Annotated in this window: 16 protein-coding genes; 7 read left to right on the plus strand and 9 right to left on the minus strand. The window is 72.7% G+C overall.

Going from position 1 to position 18934, the window contains the following annotated elements:
• Nucleotides 1-5 precede the first annotated feature (5 nt).
• Nucleotides 6-203: a ferredoxin gene (locus ABD844_RS00750; RefSeq protein ID WP_344871817.1), complete on the plus strand. Its 198-nt coding sequence runs from the start codon at nucleotides 6-8 to the stop codon at nucleotides 201-203.
• An 82-nt stretch (nucleotides 204-285) separates the two neighbouring features.
• Here ABD844_RS00750 and ABD844_RS00755 read toward each other — a convergent pair whose 3' ends face one another.
• Nucleotides 286-1230 (minus strand): hypothetical protein, encoded by a 945-nt coding sequence (locus ABD844_RS00755; protein WP_344871819.1) that lies wholly within the window; start codon nucleotides 1228-1230, stop codon nucleotides 286-288.
• A gap of 310 nt (nucleotides 1231-1540) precedes the next feature.
• Here ABD844_RS00755 and ABD844_RS00760 point away from each other — a divergent pair, with 310 nt between their 5' ends.
• Genes ABD844_RS00760 through ABD844_RS00770 form a run of 3 tightly spaced genes read left to right on the plus strand, consistent with a single transcriptional unit; the run spans nucleotide 1541 to nucleotide 4832 of the window.
• On the plus strand, nucleotides 1541-3133 hold the full coding sequence (locus ABD844_RS00760) for an ABC transporter substrate-binding protein (RefSeq protein WP_344871820.1): 1593 nt from the start codon (nucleotides 1541-1543) through the stop codon (nucleotides 3131-3133).
• Nucleotides 3130-4059 carry an ABC transporter permease gene (locus ABD844_RS00765; protein ID WP_344871822.1) on the plus strand — a complete coding sequence of 310 codons (930 nt, stop codon included), beginning with the start codon at nucleotides 3130-3132 and terminating at the stop codon, nucleotides 4057-4059. Before ABD844_RS00760 ends, ABD844_RS00765 begins: the two co-directional genes overlap by 4 nt.
• Nucleotides 4056-4832 carry an ABC transporter permease gene (locus tag ABD844_RS00770; protein WP_344871824.1) on the plus strand — a complete coding sequence of 259 codons (777 nt, stop codon included), beginning with the start codon at nucleotides 4056-4058 and terminating at the stop codon, nucleotides 4830-4832. Before ABD844_RS00765 ends, ABD844_RS00770 begins: the two co-directional genes overlap by 4 nt.
• Nucleotides 4833-4848: 16 nt before the next feature.
• Here the strand turns inward: ABD844_RS00770 and ABD844_RS00775 are convergent, their stop codons facing one another.
• Nucleotides 4849-5694, minus strand: coding sequence for an SCO3242 family prenyltransferase (locus ABD844_RS00775; protein ID WP_344871826.1), 846 nt, complete (start codon nucleotides 5692-5694; stop codon nucleotides 4849-4851).
• 87 nt (nucleotides 5695-5781) lie between these two features.
• Nucleotides 5782-6939 (minus strand): alkaline phosphatase PhoX, encoded by a 1158-nt coding sequence (locus ABD844_RS00780; protein ID WP_344871828.1) that lies wholly within the window; start codon nucleotides 6937-6939, stop codon nucleotides 5782-5784.
• 180 nt (nucleotides 6940-7119) lie between these two features.
• Here ABD844_RS00780 and ABD844_RS00785 point away from each other — a divergent pair, with 180 nt between their 5' ends.
• Together ABD844_RS00785 and ABD844_RS00790 are read left to right on the plus strand one after the other, a co-directional pair.
• A complete protein-coding gene (locus ABD844_RS00785; RefSeq protein WP_344871830.1) occupies nucleotides 7120-8037 on the plus strand; it encodes a hypothetical protein in 918 nt (305 codons plus the stop codon).
• A 141-nt stretch (nucleotides 8038-8178) separates the two neighbouring features.
• The gene (locus tag ABD844_RS00790; protein ID WP_344871832.1) at nucleotides 8179-10857 is read left to right on the plus strand and encodes an ABC transporter substrate-binding protein; all 2679 of its coding nucleotides are present in this window, start codon (nucleotides 8179-8181) and stop codon (nucleotides 10855-10857) included.
• Nucleotides 10858-10915: 58 nt separating this feature from the next.
• On the opposite strand, the gene ABD844_RS00795 is transcribed toward ABD844_RS00790, so the two are convergent.
• From ABD844_RS00795 to ABD844_RS00810, 4 genes are read right to left on the minus strand one after another with little or no spacing between them, the layout of a single operon-like run.
• Nucleotides 10916-11956 (minus strand): alcohol dehydrogenase catalytic domain-containing protein, encoded by a 1041-nt coding sequence (locus tag ABD844_RS00795; RefSeq protein ID WP_344871834.1) that lies wholly within the window; start codon nucleotides 11954-11956, stop codon nucleotides 10916-10918.
• Between the two features lie 46 nt (nucleotides 11957-12002).
• Nucleotides 12003-12914, minus strand: a complete 912-nt coding sequence (locus ABD844_RS00800) for a cation diffusion facilitator family transporter (RefSeq protein ID WP_344871835.1) — start codon at nucleotides 12912-12914, stop codon at nucleotides 12003-12005.
• Nucleotides 12914-13303, minus strand: coding sequence for an ArsR/SmtB family transcription factor (locus ABD844_RS00805; RefSeq protein WP_344871837.1), 390 nt, complete (start codon nucleotides 13301-13303; stop codon nucleotides 12914-12916). The genes ABD844_RS00800 and ABD844_RS00805 overlap by 1 nt, the downstream gene beginning before the upstream one ends.
• Before the next feature lie 57 nt (nucleotides 13304-13360).
• Nucleotides 13361-15289 carry a bifunctional copper resistance protein CopD/cytochrome c oxidase assembly protein gene (locus tag ABD844_RS00810; protein WP_344871839.1) on the minus strand — a complete coding sequence of 643 codons (1929 nt, stop codon included), beginning with the start codon at nucleotides 15287-15289 and terminating at the stop codon, nucleotides 13361-13363.
• Between the two features lie 315 nt (nucleotides 15290-15604).
• On the opposite strand from ABD844_RS00810, the gene ABD844_RS00815 reads away from it, so the two are divergent.
• Nucleotides 15605-16069, plus strand: a complete 465-nt coding sequence (locus ABD844_RS00815; protein WP_344871841.1) for a molybdopterin-dependent oxidoreductase — start codon at nucleotides 15605-15607, stop codon at nucleotides 16067-16069.
• 90 nt (nucleotides 16070-16159) lie between these two features.
• Here ABD844_RS00815 and ABD844_RS00820 read toward each other — a convergent pair whose 3' ends face one another.
• Both ABD844_RS00820 and asnB read right to left on the minus strand, forming a co-directional pair.
• The gene (locus tag ABD844_RS00820) at nucleotides 16160-16786 is read right to left on the minus strand and encodes a hypothetical protein (protein WP_344871843.1); all 627 of its coding nucleotides are present in this window, start codon (nucleotides 16784-16786) and stop codon (nucleotides 16160-16162) included.
• 212 nt (nucleotides 16787-16998) lie between these two features.
• The gene (asnB, locus tag ABD844_RS00825; protein WP_344871845.1) at nucleotides 16999-18849 is read right to left on the minus strand and encodes an asparagine synthase (glutamine-hydrolyzing); all 1851 of its coding nucleotides are present in this window, start codon (nucleotides 18847-18849) and stop codon (nucleotides 16999-17001) included.
• Nucleotides 18850-18934 lie beyond the last annotated feature (85 nt).

Below are 18934 nucleotides of genomic sequence, written 5' to 3' on the forward strand. Positions count from 1 at the left end.
CCGAGATGAAGGTAACCGTCGACGAGGACAAGTGCTGCGGCGCGGGCAACTGCGTGCTGATCGCACCCGAGGTCTTCGACCAGCGTGAGGATGACGGCATCGTGATCCTGCTCGACGCCACGCCCGCGCCCGGCCAGTACGACGCGGTCCGTGAGGCCGCCGCCGTCTGCCCGGGCGCGGCGATCGAGGTCAGCGAGGACTGACCGCCCGGAAACGATCCGCCGGCATGCGCACGCCGCCCCGGCGCCGTGCGCATGCCGGCCGAGGGACATGACGGGAGGTGGGTCAGAACTCGCTCAGCTCGAAGACGCCGATGTCGTCGGCCGAGGTGCCCTGGCTGGGCGACGACTGGTTGAGCGACGCCTCCACGGCGACCCAGCCATGGAAGCCGCCCGAGCTGTCGATGATCTGCAACATGGGCTTGACGTGCGAGTTTCCGGTGTAGCAGTGCTCGCCGCGCCCGTCGGCCAGCTCGCGCCGCCAGTGCCAGATGGTGTCGCGGCGATCGGTGGAGGTGGCGTTCGCCGTGGCCAGGTAGTAGTCGGTGGCGCTGTTGGCGCCGCCCAGGCACCGCCCGCTCGCGCACCGCCGCCACCCCGTCATCCAGAACGGCGCCCCGGCCCCCTCGTCGAGGTAAGGCGTCCCGGCGTCGGTCTTCCACAGGTGATAGTCGTGCTTGAGTCGCTGATGGTCGAAGGCGGCGATCTGGGCCATCGACGCCCGCTGGCTCCAGGTGGCGTTGCTGCCGTATCCGTAGCCGTGGGTCGCCCCGAACGAGCTGCCCCGATAGCTGAGCTTGGCGAGCTGGCCGGGGATCGGCTCGCTGACCGTCCACTCCTCCCAGCCGTTCCCGGTCCACGTGATCCGCAACACCGAGCCGGTCAGCGTGTAGGTGCCGCTGAGCTGCTTGGGGGAACTGGTCGCCTGGAATCCGTTCGCGGTCTGCACCTCGCAGTCGCGCGCCCCGCAGCCCGAGCCCCTGACGCCGGTGTAGCTGCGGTTCACGCGTACGCGCTGCGACCAGTGGAAGTGTGAGTCGTACGCCTGGCCGTCGGCGGTGAGCGAGTAGGTCGCCAGGCGTACCCAGTTCTCTCGCGAGGTGGTCTTCAGCCCGCCGATCGCGACCACGAACCGGTACATGCCGGCCGGGGCCGCGGCGGCGGCCGGCAGGGCGGGCAGCGCGGCCAGAGCCACGGCTGCCGCGAGCAGGACACGCAGGAAGGCGGTCATGGAGCACCTCCGGAGGGACGGGGACGTGCGCACCGATCATCCTGACCATCTGTCGTGCTCGCGGGCAAGCGGGAAAGAGTGAACCCATAGCGGAACGAGAGCGCGCCCGCCCCTCGCACCCCGGCGAAAGATGGCCCTTGACGACCCATCGGACATGTCCGTAATCTCATGAAACGATTATGATTATCACTTCTTTGAGATGGGGCGAAGGTGGCAGACGACCACATGCGCGCGGCCTGCGTCCGATGAGTAGCGCGATCGATCTCGTCAAGCCGGATGAACACGGTTACCGTCCCGAGGGGAGGTCAGGTTGCGCAGACGAGCTTTGATCATGCTGCTGGCGTTCCTCGGAGCGGTGCTCGCGGCGTGCGGCGCCCAGAACGGCGCTCAGGACAGCGTTCAGAACAGTGTTCAGGACGGCGGGCAGAACGGTGGGCAGGACGGCGGGCAGCTCACCCTGGCGGCCCCGCGTGACCTGGTCGCCGGCCCTCAGGACCCCTACTACACACACCAGACGCTGCGGGTGTGGGAGCCTCTGGTGACCGTGGACGACCGGCTGCGGCCGGTCCCCGCCCTCGCCGCCTCGTGGGAGAGCGCCCAGGACGGGCGGCGCTGGACGTTCACGCTGCGCGAGGGCGTACGGTTCAGCGACGGCACGACGCTGACCGCCGAGGCGGTGGTCGCCAACATCGAACGGTTCCGGCGGATCGCACCCCGCCCGTCGGCGTTCTTCAGCCTCGACGCCGGGATGGAGGCCGCCTACGGCAAGCTCACCGGCGTGCGCGCCGAGGCGGGCAAGGTGGCGTTCACCCTGGAGGAGCCGGTGGCCGACCTGCCCGGCAGGCTCGCGGGCTTCTTCAGCATGGTGCAGTCGCCGAAGGCGTTCGCCGCCTCGGGCGACTTCGCCGGCGGGCCGGTGGGCACGGGGCCGTACACGCTGGCCGAGTGGGTCAAGGGGCAGCGGGCGGTGCTCACCGCCAACCCGCACTACCACGGTGCCGCCCCGGCGTACCGGCGGATCGAGGTCAGGGTGATCCCCGACGCCAACGCACGGGTGGCGGCGTTGCAGGCCGGTGAGGTGGACGGGCTGATCGACAAGGGCGCGCTGCTGCCGGGGCAGGTCGCCGCGGTGGCCGCTGACAGCGCCTACCGCGTCGTACGCAGCCCGTCGGTCCTGACGCACTACCTGACGTTCAACGCGTCACGCGAGCCGTTCTCCGACCCCCGGTTGCGGGAGGCCGCCGACCTGGCGATCGACCGGCGGGCCATCGCCGAGAAGCTGCTCGCGGGCACGGCCAGGCCCGGCGGCGCCTTCCTGTCCCCCGCCTTCGGCGACCTCGCGGACCCCGGCCCCGCCCCCGCGTGCGACCCCGCAAGGGCCCGCGAGCTGGTGACGGCCGCGGGAGCGCCCGCCGAGCCGGTCACCATCCTCGTCTCCTCGGCCGAGACCGGCCAGTTCCCCTACACCGACGTCGCCGAGGTGCTGCGCGCGGCCCTGGAGCAGGCGGGCCTGCCGGCGAAGGTGAGCGTGGTCGAGGCCACCAAGTCCGTGATGGAGGCGGGCGACTACGACCTGTTCCTCAGCGCGTACAGCGTGCCCAACGGCGACGCCGACTACCTGTTCCGGCGGTTCCTGCGCTCCGACGCGGCCTGGAACGTCGAACGGAGACTCGGCTACCGCAGCCCCGAGTTCGACGAGCTGATCGACCGGGCCGCGACCACGACCGACGCGGACGCCCGCCGCGACCTCTACCACCGGGCACAGCGGCTGCTGGCGGCCGACCGGCCGATGGTGCCGCTGGCCTACCAGGACAACCCGATCGTGACGACCGCCAAGGTCGGCGGCGTCACGCAGAACGCGGCCTACGTGGTCGACCTGGGCAAGCTCGTACCGGTGAGATGACCGCGGTCCTGCTGCGGCGGGCGGTGGAGCTGCTGCTCACGCTGCTGACCCTGTCGGTGCTGGTCTTCCTGCTGACGTCGCTCGCGCCCGGCGACCCGGCCGAGGAGCTGCTGCGCCGAGGGGGCGTCCAGCCCACGCCGGCCGACGTCGCGGCGCTGCGGGCCGAGCTGGGGCTAGACCGGCCGCTGGCGGAGCGGTACGTGAGCTGGCTGCTCGACGTGCTCCGCGGCGACCTGGGCCGGTCCTACGCCGACCGGTCGCCGGTGGCCGGGGAGGTGCTCGCGCGGGTTCCCGTGACGTTGCGGCTGGCGGGGGCGGCGGCGCTGGTCGCGGTCGGGCTGGCCGTGCTCGCCTCCGTGTGGGCGGGGCTCAGGCCACACTCGCTCGTGAGCCGGGCGATCGGGTTCGTGACGGTGGCGGTGACGGGCGTGCCGCCGTACGTGGTGGGGATCCTGCTGATCAGCGTGGTCGCGGTCGGCCTGCGGGCGCTGCCCACGGGCGGGGACGACGGCCCCGGCGCGGTCGTGCTGCCCGCGCTCACCCTCGGGCTGCCGGGCGCGGCCACGTTGCTGCGGCTGCTGCGGGCCGACCTCGCCGGGGCGTTGCGGCTGCCGTTCGCCAGGCTGGCCGCGGCGAAGGGGCTGCGTCCGCGGCGCACGGTCGTCGTGCACGCCCTGCGCGTGGCCGCGCCGAACGCCGTCACCGCGACGGGACTCGTGCTCGCTGAGCTGGTGGCCGGGGCGGTGGTGGTGGAGACCCTGTTCTCCTGGCCGGGCGTGGGGCAGCTCGCGGTGTCGGCGATCAGGCAGCGGGACCTGCCGGTGGTGCAGGCGTACGTGCTGGTCACCGCGGTCGCCACGGTGCTGGTGCTGGCCGTGGCCGAGGTGCTCCTGACCGTCTGCGACCCACGGGTGCGGCGCCGGTGAAGGGCCGGGCCGGGGTGGTGGCGTTCGCCGCGGTGGTGCTGTTCTGCCTGGTCACGCCGGTGGTGTCGGGGCACGATCCGCGGGCGCCCGATCTGGGGCGGGCGTTGCTGCCGCCCGGCGTCGAGCACTGGCTCGGCACCGACCAGCTCGGCCGCGACCTGCTCACCAGGACGGCCGCGGCGGGGCGTACGTCGTTATTGTTCGCGCTGGCCATCACGGCGGTCACCACCCTGCTCGGCACGGTGTCCGGCGCGGCGGCGGGGCTGGCCGGCGGGTGGGCCGAGCGGCTGCTGCGCTTCGCCGCCACCGTGGCGCTCGCGCTGCCCGGCCTCACGCTGGCGCTGGCCCTGGCGGGCGTGCTGCTTCCCGGGGCCATGACCGTGCTGGTGGCGCTGGTGCCGCTCGGCTGGGTGAACTGCGGGCTGGTCACCGCCACGGCCACCCGGCGGGTGGCCGCCTCCGGCTACGTGCTGGCGGTGCGGGCGATCGGCGCGTCGCCGTCCTACCTGCTGCGCCGTACGATCGGGCCGCACATCGCGGGGACGGTGCTGACCGTGGCCACGGCCGACTTCGCCAGGACGCTGGTCGCCGTCACGTCGCTGGGCTTCCTCGGCGTCGGGCTGCCACCGCCCGACACCGACTGGGGCGGCATGGTGAGCGAGGCCACGCCGCTGCTGGTCGCCGCTCCCCGGTTGGCGGTCGTGCCCGCGCTGGCCCTGGCCGTCACCGGGCTGGCCGTGGCCCTCGTGGTCGACGCCCGGCGTACGGGGTGATCGTGCGCCGCGGGGTTCAGGAGGTCGCCATGCGCGCCGACAGCCAGCGGCCCGCCGGATGGGCCGCCAGCAGGGCACCCGCCTGCCCCAGGCGGCCCCGGCCCGCCACCGCGGCGGCCTGGAGCGGGAGCAGGGCGAGGATGCTCGACCGGACGGCCGTGCGCACCTGTTCCGGGCCAGCGTGCACCCGCAGCCCCGCCTGGGCGGGCACGGCCACGGCGAGGTACCCGGCCAGCGCGGACGCCGCGGCCAGACGGCCGGGCACGGTGGCGTCCCGGCAGGCCGCCAGGCTGAGCACGGCGGCGGCGGCCGTGGCGGCGAGCGCGGCGTGGGCCGTGGCCGGAGTGGCGCCCTCGACCTCGGCCCGGCCCAGGACGCTGATGCCGTACGTGTGCGCCCCCACGGCCAGCGCCATGGGCAGGGCACGGGGCCGTCCGTCGGCGCCGAGCAGCACGTCGAGGGCGCGGCACAGGGACATCGCGGCCGGTCCCGCGGGCGTGCGCTTGAGACCGAGGTCGTAGGCGTACACGGCGCCCGCGAGCAGCCCGGCGAGGGCCAGCCCGCGCCGCCCGCCGGACACCGCGGCGGCGGCCAGACCCGCGCCGGTCAGACCCAGGGCGAGGCCGAGCGTCTGCCCAGGGGTGATCCGCCCGGACGGGATGGGCCGCTCCGGCCGTTCGACGGCGTCGTCGGCGCGGTCGGCCCAGTCGTTGAGCGCCATCCCGGCCCAGTAGAGCAGGGTGGAGGCCACGCCCAGCCCCGGCCGCCAGCGCAGCCCGGCCGCCGCCGCTCCCGCCATCGTGTCGCCGGGCACCGACACCGCGGCCGGTGCCCTGACCACCTCCAGCCATGCCCGCACCATGAAACCTCCGGGTGGTCGGCCAACACCCCCATACAAGTCAGAAAATATGACCATGTAAAGGGCGTCCGCCGCGCGGAGACACGGGCCTCAGGTGCGGAACGGCCCCGTCACGCAGTACGTGATGCCACCGGAGGACGACCCCGAGGTGCCGCGCTGCGAGGAGAAGTAGAGCCGGTCGCCCGCGGGGTTGAAGGCCGGCCCGGTGATCTCCGAGGAGCCCTGGCCGTTGACGCGCAGGAACGGGGAGATCTTGTCGTCGGCCGTGATCAGGCAGACCTCCATGTTGCCGCCGTCCTCGGCCACGTACAGGTCGCCGTAGGTGGAGCCGGTGACGTTGTCGACGCCGGTGAGCGGCGCGGTGCCGGGGCTGACGAGGCTGTCGTCGTAGGCGAGTTCGTAGGTGTCGCTGGTCAGGTTGACCTGCCAGACCCGGTTGTCGCCCTTCGTGGTGAACCAGACCGTGTCGTCGGCGTAGTGGCAGCCCTCGCCGCCGTTGAACGACTTGGACCCGGAGACCTGGCTGCGCGTGGCCGTGGGCGAGCCGTCCGGGTCGGGGACGTTCGCCCAGGTGAAGGAGCCCGACGTGGCGGATCCCGCCACCAGGACCTGCAAGGTGCCGGACGACAGGTCGCCCCACGTCGTCGGGACGAACCGGTAGAAGCGCCCGTTGGTCTCGTCCTCGGTGAGGTAGATCACCCGGCGGACCGGGTCGGCGGCGGCGGCCTCGTGCTTGAAGCGGCCCATCGCCGGCCGCTGCACGGCGGTGCCGCCGAACGGGTAGGTCTCGTACACCAGGCCCAGGCTGACCTCCTCGCACGACAGCCAGGTGTTCCAGGGCGTCTTCCCGCCCGCGCAGTTCGTCCGGGTGCCGGACAGGATCCGGTACGCCGACGTGACGGCCCCGCCGGAGTCGAAGCGGATCGCCGAGGCGCCGCCACCGGGGTTGATCTCGGAGTTGGACACGTAGATCCAGCCGCTGCCGTCGGCGAAGCAGGCGCCGCCGTCGGGGGCGTCGTGCCACGTGTACGACGTGCCGGGGACGGCCTGGCGGGAACGGGCGACCACCCGGCTGGTGAAGCCGGCCGGCAACAGGATGCCGTTGGCGTCGGCGGCCTGTAAGGGGCCGTAGGGGCCGGGGGCGTTCTGGGCCGGGGCGGCCAGCGCCGCGCCCTGCCAGAGACTGCCGGAGAAGGCGAGGGTGCTCGCGCCGAGCACCGATGCGCGCAGGAAATTACGGCGTTCCATCGACGAAACCTCCATGACCGGGGGGGTGCGGCTCCGCTGACAGTAAGTCGGCTGAAGATACATCAGACCGTCAGAAAAGTTAACGGCAACAGTGCGATGCCGGACATTCAGGTGCCCGCTTGCGCCCATGGCGGCCGATGATCTGAACTTGATGCGACAGTCGTACGACAGAGGAAGACCATGGCCGACGGCGGTGCCGAGATCGTCGAGCAGACCCCGCGCGGGCCGCGCCGGGCGGGGACCGCGGCGCTGCTCGCGCTGACGGCCCTGGCCCTGCTCATCGCCCTGCTCACACCCGTGCTCGGTCCCGCGCCCGACGTGCCCGAGCGCCGGGACGATCCGGGGCCAGGCCCGGTCGTCTCCCCCTCGCCCGTACGCCATGCGGCCGGGGTGACGCCCAACGCCGTCTACCCGGACCCGCACGGCACGGGCGGGACCAGGGCGATGCGGGTCACGTTCCCCGACGGGTCGCGGGCGGAGCTGTCCTACCCGGCCGAGCTGAACCTGGCCGCGCTCGGCGCCCGTCCGTACACGAGCGGCACCCTGGCCGGCGGCGGGCAGGAGGCGTTCCGCGCCCTCACGACCCCGCTCTACGGCGAGCCCGAGATCGCGGCCGGTCGCCCGATGGTCCGCCCGCTTACCCCCGGGGTCACGCTCTGGCCCGGCCCGCCCGGCAGCGACACCACCGGTCAGGTCCTGTTGTTCGCGTTCGGCGAGTGGCGGCTGGCCCTACAGGACGATCACGCGAGCCTGACCTTCGACCAGCGGCTGTCCTGGGCCGAGAACCTGCGCGGCACGCTCACCCCCGACGGATTCCTCACCCTGTCGGGCGGCGGCCCGCTGCGGTTGTCGCGGCCCGGCGAGATCCGCGACGGCCTGCTCGTCGGGCCGCAGCTCTGGCTCGGCGGGCTGAGCCGCCGCATGCTGGTGCTGGTGCCGGTCCCCGACTGCGGGCGGCTGGGCGGGGCGCGCGTGGTGCTCGACGCGCGGCACGCCATCGCGCGGAGCGATTGCCGGGACGGCTTCTACCTGGCCGCCTCCGGCGACGAGGACTTCGTGCGCGGCGCGATCGGCGACGTCCGCATACGCCGCCTGTGAACCGGGCCGTCCCTCTCGCGAATGCCATACGGGTGTGGACAAAGGAATGGACCCGCTTCCTGCCGTGGGTCATGATGATGAACCACTGCGTCATTCTTCGTTCACCAGGCACGGGATGGATCCGGCTGAGGGAGTGTCCAGGTGGCCGAGCTACGAGGCGTCATCGAGGGGTTGATCCGCCGGCCCGTGTTCTGGCGGGCGGATCCGCCCCTCCCGACCGTGCTGGTGACCGGTGACCAGGCGCTGCCCGCCGTCCAGCGGCTCGCCGAGCCGTTCGCCGACTCCGTGCCGTACGCGTTCGTCAAGGACGAGCACGCCTCCATCCGCGACCTGGTGAAGGCGCTGGCAGGCGAGCACGGCCAACTCGGCAAGCCGGTCGGCGGCTCGCTCCTGCCGCCGCCGCGCTTCCCGCTGGCCCAGTTCGTGCTCTGGGCGAGAGAGCAGCGCGACCTGCCGCCGCAGGGCACCACCGACCCCTGGCCGCCCGAGCCGCAGTCGCACACCGGCTACCGCGAGTTCAGGAAGCGGCTGCGGGCCTGGCGCAGGCGCAGCAGCGGCGGCGACCGGGGCGTGCGGACCTCCGCCGACTTTCTCACCCGCGCCGCCACGACGTGGGTGCCCGTCGGCACGCTGGCCGTCTGGTGGGTGGGCGGGGCCTCCGACCTGGTGGGCGTCGTGCCGTGGCTGCTGGGCGCCGTGGTGGCCCTGGCCGGCACCGGGGCACAGGGCCTGCTGTCGATCCGGGGCTCGCTCTTCATGCGCTGGCTGCGCAAGAAGCCCGTACTGAGGCGGAAGCGTTTCGAGCGGCTCCCCCAGTACGCGCTGCGCATAGCGGGCGCGACACCGGCGCAGGCCGAGGAGCTGCTGGTCCACGCGATGATGCAGGACCTGCTGGACGCGTACCGGAAGTGGGTCATCCCCTGGCCGAGCTGGGGCAGGGGCCTGTACGCGCTTCTGGCGCTCCAGGTGGACACCCCCGACGGGACCAACGCGCGCTTCCTGGACCTGTTCGAGAAGATCACCAGGAGGACCGGCCTGCTCACCCCGATGGTGGTGCTGGCGTCCGTGCCCGAGGTGCCGCCCAGCCGACCGGCACGGCCCGACGACCTGGACGACCTCGACGAGGCGGTCAGGAGGTGGCGGAACACGGCCCGGCTGGGCGTGCCCGACCTGAGCCTGCCCGTCCTGGCCACGGCACCGCCCGCGAGCACTCCCGCGTACCGGCCGCCGCCGCCGCGCCACGCGCGCGCCAGGTTCTACTGGGCGGTCATGGCGCTGCTGCTGGTCGTGCCGCTCTCGCTGGTCTTCTGGATCCAGCGCGACCGGGACGAGCACTGCGGCGGCCTGCCCTGGACCGAGCGCATCGAGAACGAGTGCGTCGGCATCGTCAACGCCTCCCGCGCCACGCCCGAGGACATGTTCGCCGGCAAGGTGCGCGAACTCGTCCAGGAGATCGACAGGAACAACGTCTACGCGACCGAGTCCGGGCGATACGTGAGCATGGTCCTGTTCGGCGAGTTCTCGATCAAGAAGACCACTCCCGACGACACCCGGCTCGCCGCCGCGATCTCCGAGCTGACGGCGGTCATGGAGTTCCAGCGGACGGTCACCAGCACGCCCCGCCTGCGCGTGCTGATCGCGAACGCGGGCGACAACTTCGTGCACGGGAGGAGGACGGCGCAGCTCATCACGGAGATGGCCGAGCGTGACCCGCACGTGATGGCCGTCGTGGGCCTGCCCCGCAGCGTGAGCGGCGTCAGCGAGGCGATCAAGGAGTTACACCTGGCGAAGATCCCGATGGTGTCGAGCACGGCGACCGCGGACCGGCTCGGCTACGTCAGGAAGGACGAGAAGTCACCCGTACGGGGAGAGCCGTCCCCCTACTTCTTCCACGTCGGGCCGACGAACTTCCGCCAGGCGACCCTGGGCGCCCGCTACGCCCGGCGCACCCTCCTGGGCGAGGTGACGAACCCGGTCGCGGTCATCGTGGAGGACCGTTCGCCGAGCGACGAGTACACCGGCAACCTGGCCGACGACTTCGAGCGGGCGCTGGGGGTCGAGGGGGTCACGGTCGCGGAGCGGATCCCGTACACGGTGGACGAGGGCGGCATCTCCTCCGCGGCCGGGAAGGCCTGCCTGCGCAAGCCGAACATGCTCGTCTACGCGGGCCGCTCGTCGGAGTTCCGCGACTTCCTGCGGGCGATCGAGGGCCAGGCGTGCGGGCGGGTGAAGGTCATCGCGGCGGACGACGTCGTCAAGGTCGTCAGCGACCACGGCGAGGAGATCGCGGACATGAGGCAGGTCGAGGTCTACCACATGGCCCTGGCGCACCGGACGTTGTGGACGCCCGAGTCCGCCACCGGCTTCGTCAGCAGGCTGCTGGCCGGCGTCCACGAGGATCTTTCCGACGACAACCTCATCCTCACCTACGACGCGGCCGACGTGGTCTACCGCGCCGCGAACACCGCCTACCGGGTCGCCAGCACGACCGGCGGGCAGGAGGACCAGCGGCTGCCCAGCCGGGGCGACATCCTCTACCGGCTGGCCCGCATGTCGGGCGACACCCCGTGGGCGGGGTCCGGCGGCGTGATCGACTTCACCAGCGAGGAACGGCACACGCCCATGAACAAGTCCATCGCCATCATGAAGGTGGAGAGGACGGGGACGGGTAAGGAGACGACATCCTCACACCCCGTCGTCCGCTGTGGCCGCCTCGACACCGACGAGCCGCCCGAGTACGCGCCGCCCACGAAGGACCGCCTGTGCGCGGAGCTGCGGGACACCATCGACGAGGGCACCGCCGCCCCGGCCACGCAATAGAGCGGACCGCACGCTGGGCCCGCCCCTCCGAGGCCGCCGGGACGTGCGGGGCGAGCGGTCAGGCCGCCGTGCCGAGCAGGCCGTTCGGGTCGAGCACGTACTTGTGCGCGGCCCCCTGGTCGAACTCGCGGTACCCGCGCGGCGCCTCGTCGAGCGGGATCGCCGTGGCGTTGACCGCCTTCGCGATCTGCACCCGGTCGTGCAGGATCGCCTCCATGAGCTGGCGGTTGTAGCGCATGACGGGGCACTGGCCGGTGGCGATGCTGTGCGACTTCGCCCAGCCGAGACCGAACCGGATGGACAGCGACCCCTGCTTGGCGGCCTCGTCGACCGCGCCGGGGTCGCCCGTCACGTACAGGCCGGGGATGCCGAGCGCGCCGCCCGCCCTGGTGACGTCCATGAGCGTGTTGAGCACGGTGGCGGGGCGCTCCACCTCGGCCTCGTGGCCGTGCCCGTGCGCCTCGAAGCCCACGGCGTCGACCGCGCAGTCGACCTCCGGCGTCCCGAGGATGTGCTCGATCTGGTCCTTCGGCTCGCCCAGCGCGACGTTGACGGTCTCGCAGCCGAAGCTGTGCGCCAGGTCGAGGATCTTCTCCATCGCCCGGTCCTTGTCGGGGAACTTCAGCAGGTTCCAGTCGGCGTAGGGCACCAGCGCGTACTCGGCCTGGCCGCCGACCCAGCCGCCCATGTCGACGTAGCCGTACGCCGAGCCCGGCCGGTCCGGGTTGACGTTCTCGCAGATCCCGGTCTTGCCCTCCTTGCAGTTGCGGCAGCGTCCGCAGGAGATGTTGAACGGCACGGACACCAGGTCACCGATCTTGACGAACTCCACGTCGGGACCGGTCTCGACGACCTCTCCGGTGATCTCGTGCCCGAGGACCAGGCCCCGCGGCGCGGTGGTGCGCCCGCGGACCATGTGCTGGTCGCTGCCGCAGATGTTGGTGGCGACCGTCCTGAGTATCGCGGCGTGCGGCAGTTTTCTGCCGACGTTGGCCGGGTGCACCCCCGGGCCGTCCTTGAGCTCGAATTCGGGATAGCCGATCTCGCCGACCTCCACCTTGCCCGGGCCCTCGTACACGACGCCCTTGTTGCCAGGCATGGGATCTCTCCCTCATATACCTAGCGGGCAGGGCGGCCGTACGAGGTCACCAGCCGAGTTCGTCGCAGCCGCTGTGGTCGGCCGGCTCGATCTGCAGGGTGGCGTGCGCGATGTCGTGCCGGGACAGCAGCACCTCGCGGGCCCGGTCGAGGACGGCGTGGCTGTCGCCGAGATCGGCGGCGACGAGGTGGGCGGTGGCGACGTTCATGCCGGAGGTGAGGGTCCACAGGTGCAGGTCGTGCACGTCGCGTACGCCGTCGATGGCGGCCAGGTCGGCCGCGACGGCGGCGGCGTCGACCCCCTCGGGCACGTGCTGGCCGAGCACGGCGAACACCTGGCGGCCGAGCCCGATGGCGCGTACCGCGACGAAGGCGCCGATGGCCAGCGCCACCAGCGTGTCCCACAGCGCCTGCCCGGTGACCGAGACCAGGACACCGGCCACGACGACCCCGACGGAGCCCGCCGTGTCGGCCACGACCTCCAGGTACGCCCCCTTGACGTTGAGGCTCTCGCGGGCGCCCGCGCGCAGCAGGGCCAGCGCGACGAGGTTGACGGCCAGGCCGATCGCGCCGACCACCACCATCGGCCCCGACGAGACCTCGGCGGGACCGCCGATCCTGCCGACCGCCTCGGCCACCACGTAGACTGCCACGGCCAGCATCAGCACGACGGCCAGCAGCGAGGCGAACACCTCGGCCCGGTAGGAGCCGTAGCTGCGCCGCCCGGTGGTGTCGGGCCGGGTGGCGATCCTCGTCGCGACCAGCGCCGCACCCAGGGTGACCACGTCGGCGGCCATGTGACCGGCGTCCGAGAGCAGCGCCAGCGACCCGGAGGCGAGGCCGTAACCCAGCTCGACAATGAAGAACCCGGCGATCAGCACGAACGACACGGCCAGCCGCCAGCGGTGCCGGCCGCCCGCGTGCCCCTGCGCGTGCCCGTGTCCGTGGCCGGTGCCCATCAGGTGTTCCCGTCGCGTTCGGGGTGCAGGGCCTCGGTGTGCTCGGTGTGCGCGAGCGCCACGTCGAGCAGCATGCGTACGTGGGGGTCCTCCAGCCGGTAGTAGGCCATGCGGCCGGAACGGCGGGCGGCCACGATGCGGTGGGCCCGCAGCAGGCGCAGCGCGTGCGAGACCGCCGACTCGCTCTGGCCGGTCACCGCCGCCAGGTCGCACACGCACAGCTCGCCGTCGAGCAACGCGACCAGCAGGCGCAGCCGGTTCGGGTCCGACAGCAGGCCGAACACGTCGGCCGTGTCGATCAGGTCCTCGGACTGCGGCATGCGCTCGCGCACGGCCGTCACCCGGTCGGCGTCGACCACCCGGGTGGTACAGGAGTCCAATGCCAACACTCTGTCATCTGAAGGACTGTTCATATGAGCAAAGTAGCGGGTGGTACTGGTGCCCCGTCAAGCGGGGTGCGCCTTCTCACGGCGGGGGCGGGTCATGCGTACGGCCAAGGGGACGAGCACCAGGAACGCGACCAGCAGGTACACGGCCCCGGCCAGCCGCTGACCGGCGAACAGGTCAGGCCCACCGGGCGGCGCGGCCACCACGAACCACTCGGCCGCGACCGGCGGCGTCACCAGGAGGAACGCGCCCACCGCCAGGAGCACCACGGCCACCGCGCCCAGCAGAACGGCGCGCACCGGCCGGGAGAGCGGGCGCGGGAGCGGGTCCACGCCCGCGAGGGGCCAGAACACCACCAGCCCCGCGGCGAGGAACGACAACTGGGTGAGCACATGGGGAACATGCCCGGAAAGTGACCAGGCCAGCCAGCCGGTGCGGTACAGCAGCGGAAAGCCCACCAGGTACGCCACCGGGACCACGGCCAGTAACGCCGGGGGGACCGTCAGGTGGGCGCGGACGCGGCCGTACTGGGAGGCGGGAGTGGTGGCGCGGGCGGCCAGCGTGAGCGGGGCGCCGAGGCAGAGCAGCAGCGGGACGGCCACGGCGAGCACGGTGTGCTGCAGGGCGTGGGCCGGTGCCGTCGCCCGCGCGTACGCGCCGACGCCGCCGAGCAGGACCAAGCCCATGGCGGCCAGACCGGCGTACCAGGCGAGCGTGCGCCCGAGCGGCCACTCGCGGACCCGGCGCACGCCGACCAGATAGCCGATCGCGGGCAGGGCCAGCAGCAGGAGGACCAGCGGGTCGGGGCGTGCCTCGGTGAGCAGGGCGACGGGTGTGAGGCCGGGCAGGTCGTAGCCGAGCACGCCGGGGTCGTGTCCGCCGTCGCCGGTGCCGGGTGGGGCGGTTCGCGACAGGGCGACGGCCAGGGCCAGGGCCACCGCCATCACCACCAGTTCACCGGTCGCCAGCCGGGCGAACGTGGCCCGTACCGTGCGGTCGGCGGCCCGTGCCACCGTACGGCGGCGGTGGGCCCGCCCGAACAGCGCCAGGGCGGCCAGGGCGGCGGTCTTGGCGAGCAGGAGCCGCCCGTACGTGGTCTGCCAGAGGTCGGGCACCGCGTTCATCCGGACCCAGGCCGCCGCCACGCCCGAGACGGCCACGGCCGCGAAGCAGCACAGGGCGATCGTGCTGAAGCGGGGCAGCACCACGGGGAGGTCGTCGCGTCCGCGAAGGTGCACGAGCACCGCGCCCAGCCCGCCCACCCACAGCGACACCGCGACCACGTGCACCGCCAGCGCCGACACGGCCAGATCGTGGTCACCGGCGGAGGCCGCGTGACCGACGAACACGGGCGGCAGGAGCCCGGCCGCCGCCACGACCAGCAGGAACGCGGCAGGCGGCCGCCCCAGCACCCCGGCGACCGACCGCGGAGCGGCAGGCGGGCGGGTCGCCGGAGTGCGTCCTAGACGGGCGGACGCGGCAGGCGGGCGGGTCGCCGGAGTGCGTCCCAGACGGGTGGACGCGCCGACCGCGAGGGAGACGGCGGCGACCAGCGCGAGGGCGCGGGCCTGCGAGATCGACAGGCCGGCGCCCAGGGTGGCGGGGTCGGCGAGCAGGTCAGCGACCGGCAGGGCGCTCACCTCCGACACGGTCAGCACGTAGCCGAGACACGCCGTGACGGCCCAGCCGAGCGCCCACCGACCGGCCGCGCGCAGGCACACCGCCCTCGCCGAGGAGCCCGCCGGGGCCAGGACCGAGGCCGCGAGCAGCGTCCCCACGACGGCCACCGCGCACACCTGGTAGCCGAGCCGGACCAGCGGCAGGCCCCACTCGGTCAGCGGTCCCGCCTCGGGCAGCCCGGCGATCTCCGGCTCGGACCCGTCGCGCGCCAGCGCGACGGCCAGCAGTACGACGGCCGCGGCGATCAGCGCCGAACCCGCGTAAAGTCGCCGGGCCCGGCCGTCACCGGGCACCGGCGGGCGGAGCACCGGCCGTCGCTCCCGCCGGGCACTCGCGCGCGTCGAATCGGGCCGGGTCGAATCGGGTCGGGTCGGATAGGGCCTGGCCATGGTCAACGTCCCGTCCTGTGCCGCATGTCTGGGGATACGCAGGGACGGCAGGCGCGGTTCGCCTCTGCCGACAGGGAGTCGGGAGGACTGGTCGTTGGCGCGGTCGCGAGCTTGATCGCCGGATCTGCCTGGTAAACGCCAGGGTGATCGAGAAAGAGGGGCGCAAGTGAGTGTCGAAGGCCCGGCGGGCGGGCATGCGGAAGGGAGGCGTACGCAGAGGCGGGGAGGGTGCCGATGTGGCCCGAGTCGATCGACACACGTACGGACATGACCCTGTCGGGTGAGGTGCGCACGCCGGCGGCGCTGAGCGTGGCCGCGCTGCGCTCGATGCCGCAGCGGGAGACGATCGTGACCTTCGAGTGCCGCAGTTCCGGGCTGCGGCGCCACCATTTCAGCGGACCACTCCTGATGGACGTGCTCCAGGCCGCCGGCCCGCTCTTCGACCCGGCCGAGCGCAAGGACCGGCTGCGCTTCCTCGTCTCCGTGCTGGGCCGTGACGGGCACCGCGCGGTGCTGTCGTGGGGCGAGCTGGACCCGGAGTTCGGCAACGCGGCGGCGCTGCTGGCCGTGGCCATGGACTGCCGCGACCTCGACGAGCAGGGCCCGCACCTGGTGGTGCCCGGCGACCGTTGCGGCGCCCGGCACGTCAGTGGGGTCGCCAAGATCAGGGTCTGCGCGGACGACCGGTTATGGGCCTGAGCCGGGCACCGCGCGTTCGTGGCTGAGGGCCGTGGTGGTGTCAGGGCAGGGTGGTCGCAGCGGTGTCAGGGCAGGGTGGTCGTGGTGGCGTCAGGGCAGGGTGCGGAGGACGGCGACGGCGATCTCGCCGCTGACGGCGTGCAGCGCGACCGAGGGGGCGACGGCGCTGTCGACGATGACGGTGGCCTGGTCGGCCGCCCCCGACGCGTAGCTCACGCCGTCGACCACGGCCTGCTCGGCGAGGAGCGACGGACGTCCGGCGCCGGGGCCACGCCCTGGCACGTGGATGAGCTGGACGCGTTCGCCCCGTTCCAGGTCGTAGGGCGCCTGTCCCGGTTTGAGGTCGAGGCCCACCCTGACAGGGCGCCCGGTGACGGCCCCGTTGTCGACGGCGGCCATCGGCCGGGTGAGCAGCGTGCCGGGGAGCACGGTGACGGTGGCGACGGTCCTGGTGACCCGGTCGAGCTCGGACCAGGACCAGTAGGCCACGCCGTCGTCGGCCACGCGCGCCTCCTGGAGAGCGCTGCGGTCGAGCGGCTGGCCCGCGCCGATCCACTTCGTGACCCGGATCACCGAGGTACGCTCGTCGGCCCGCATCACCAGCACGGTCGTGGCCAGGGCGCCGCCGAGCACGAGCAGCAGCGCGAGCCCGGCGAGGCGCGGCCTGCGTTGACGGGACTGGTGCGGCAGCCCGCGTGAATCGACCCCGGTCAGCACACCAGGTCCTCCAGTCGTCTCGTGTTCGGACGGCACCCATGATGTCACCGTGGGTAATGGGATGTCCTCGGAACGGTGCTCTTCGACCCGGGTGGAACCGGCCCGCCCCGGCGTTCGGGCACGGAGCGGGCCGGGGCTTCACGGCCCCCAGCGGCCCCGGACGGCGGCCTCCCTGGCGGCGGCCTCCCAGACGACGGCCTCCCTGACGCGTCCTAGACGAGGATGTCCACGCAGTACTCCCTGAGCCACTGGTCGAGCTGGAGGAAGCCCTCCAGCGCCGCGCGGTTCGACGAGTCGCCAGGGTCGCCGCCGGACGGCTCGGCGAACGCCCGCACCTTGTCCCGGTCGACCAGCCGGTCGGCGGGCGAGTCGCCGCGCCGGAGCAGTTCGCGGGCCCGTTCGCGCAGGACCCGGTCGTACGAGGGGTCCTGGGTGGCCGGGTACGGGCTCTTGACCCGCTGCAGGACGGCGTCGGGCAGCAGGTCGGCGGCGGCGGCGCGCAGCACGCTCTTCTCCCGCCCGTCGAACGTCTTGACCGCCCACGGCACGTTGAAGACGTACTCGACCAGGCGGTGGTCGCAGAACGGCACCCGCACCTCCAGCCCGACGGCCATGCTCATCCGGTCCTTGCGGTCGAGCAGGATCTGCACGAACCGGGTCAGGTGCAGGTAGCTGATCTCCCGCATGCGCCGCTCGTGCCCGCTCTCGCCGGGCAGATCCGGCACCTCGGCCAGCGCCTGGCGGTAGCGCTCGGCCCGGTAGCCGGGCAGGTCGAGGTCGTGGGCGAGGTCGTCCTTGAGCAGCCGTTCGGTGCCGTTGCGGCCGGGCATGTCCGTGCCGACGAGCCACGGGAACGTGTCGGCCTCGACCGCCTCGCGGTCGTGGAACCATCGGTAGCCGCCGAACACCTCGTCGGCCGACTCCCCCGACAGCGCCACCGTGGAGTGCTCCCTGATGGCCTTGAACAGCAAGTACAGCGAGGTGTCCATGTCGCCGATGCCGATCGGCAGGTCGCGGGCGCGCAGCACGGCCGAGCGCACGCCGGGATCCATGAGCGCGGCGGAGTCGAGCACGATGTCGGTGTGGTCGGCGCCCACGTGGCGCACCAGCTCGTGGACGTAGGGGGCGTCGGGCGTACCGCGGGTCTGGTCGGGCTTGAAGTGCTCGGTGTAGCCGACGAAGTCGACGGAGAACGAGCGTACGGTGCCGAGGTGCTGATCGCGCAGGTCCTTGGCGGCCAGGGCGGTGATCGTGCTGGAGTCGAGGCCGCCGGACAGCAGCGCGCACAGGGGGACGTCGCTGATGAGCTGGCGGGTGACGATGTCATCCAGCAGGCCGCGTACGGTCTTGACGGTCGACTCGACGTCGTCGTGGTGCTCGTGCGACTCCAGTTGCCAGTAGCGGCGTTTGCGGATGCCGTCCCGGTCCACCCGGACGAGCTGGCCGGGACGCACCTCGTGCATGCCCGCGAAGACGGCCTTCTCCGGCGTCTTCACGAACCCCATCAGCTCGCAAAACCCCTCGGCGTCGAGCACCCGCCGCGCCATCGGGTTGGCCAGGATGGCCTTCGGCTCCGAGCCGAACAGGACGCCGCGCGGGGTCGGGTAGTAGTACAGCGGCTTGATGCCCATGCGGTCGCGGACGAGGAGGAGTTCCTCGGAGCGGGCGTCCCAGATGGCGAAGGCGTACATGCCGTTGAGGTGCTCGGCCAGGTCCTGTCCCCATTCGAGGTACGCGCGCAGCACCACCTCGGTGTCACTCTGGGTGCGGAAACGGTGGCCGCGGGCGATGAGCTCCGCGCGCAGTTCGCGGTAGTTGTACACCTCTCCGCTGTAGGTGAGGACGGCGGGCTCCCGCCCGTCGTCGTCGGCCACCATCGGCTGTCGCCCACCCGCGAGGTCGATGATGGCGAGCCTGCGATGCCCGATGGCGGCGTGGGGCGCGGTCCAGAGCCCTTCGTCGTCGGGTCCGCGGCAGGCCATCGTGTCGGTCATGGCCTGTGCGGTGTCGCGGGCCTCCCGGAGGTCTCGCTCGAAGTCGACCCATCCGCAGATGCCACACATGTTGGTCCCCCCATCTTTCGAGGTTCCTAGACGTGCCCGCTTTTAGGTAGATTGTCGGGATTTGTCGCTAAATGTGGTGTATGTC

Source organism: Nonomuraea antimicrobica, from assembly GCF_039536965.1.
Classification (GTDB): Bacteria; Actinomycetota; Actinomycetes; order Streptosporangiales; family Streptosporangiaceae; genus Nonomuraea; species Nonomuraea antimicrobica.

What these genes read in the sequence shown, in the direction of transcription:
- ABD844_RS00750 (WP_344871817.1), top strand. Translation starts at nt 6, where the DNA reads ATGAAGGTAACCGTCGACGAGGACAAGTGCTGCGGCGCGGGCAACTGC.
- ABD844_RS00755 (WP_344871819.1), bottom strand. Translation starts at nt 1,230, where the DNA reads ATGACCGCCTTCCTGCGTGTCCTGCTCGCGGCAGCCGTGGCTCTGGCC.
- ABD844_RS00765 (WP_344871822.1), top strand. Translation starts at nt 3,130, where the DNA reads ATGACCGCGGTCCTGCTGCGGCGGGCGGTGGAGCTGCTGCTCACGCTG.
- ABD844_RS00775 (WP_344871826.1), bottom strand. Translation starts at nt 5,694, where the DNA reads ATGGTGCGGGCATGGCTGGAGGTGGTCAGGGCACCGGCCGCGGTGTCG.
- ABD844_RS00780 (WP_344871828.1), bottom strand. Translation starts at nt 6,939, where the DNA reads ATGGAACGCCGTAATTTCCTGCGCGCATCGGTGCTCGGCGCGAGCACC.
- ABD844_RS00785 (WP_344871830.1), top strand. Translation starts at nt 7,120, where the DNA reads ATGGCCGACGGCGGTGCCGAGATCGTCGAGCAGACCCCGCGCGGGCCG.
- ABD844_RS00795 (WP_344871834.1), bottom strand. Translation starts at nt 11,956, where the DNA reads ATGCCTGGCAACAAGGGCGTCGTGTACGAGGGCCCGGGCAAGGTGGAG.
- ABD844_RS00800 (WP_344871835.1), bottom strand. Translation starts at nt 12,914, where the DNA reads ATGGGCACCGGCCACGGACACGGGCACGCGCAGGGGCACGCGGGCGGC.
- ABD844_RS00815 (WP_344871841.1), top strand. Translation starts at nt 15,605, where the DNA reads ATGTGGCCCGAGTCGATCGACACACGTACGGACATGACCCTGTCGGGT.
- asnB (WP_344871845.1), bottom strand. Translation starts at nt 18,849, where the DNA reads ATGTGTGGCATCTGCGGATGGGTCGACTTCGAGCGAGACCTCCGGGAG.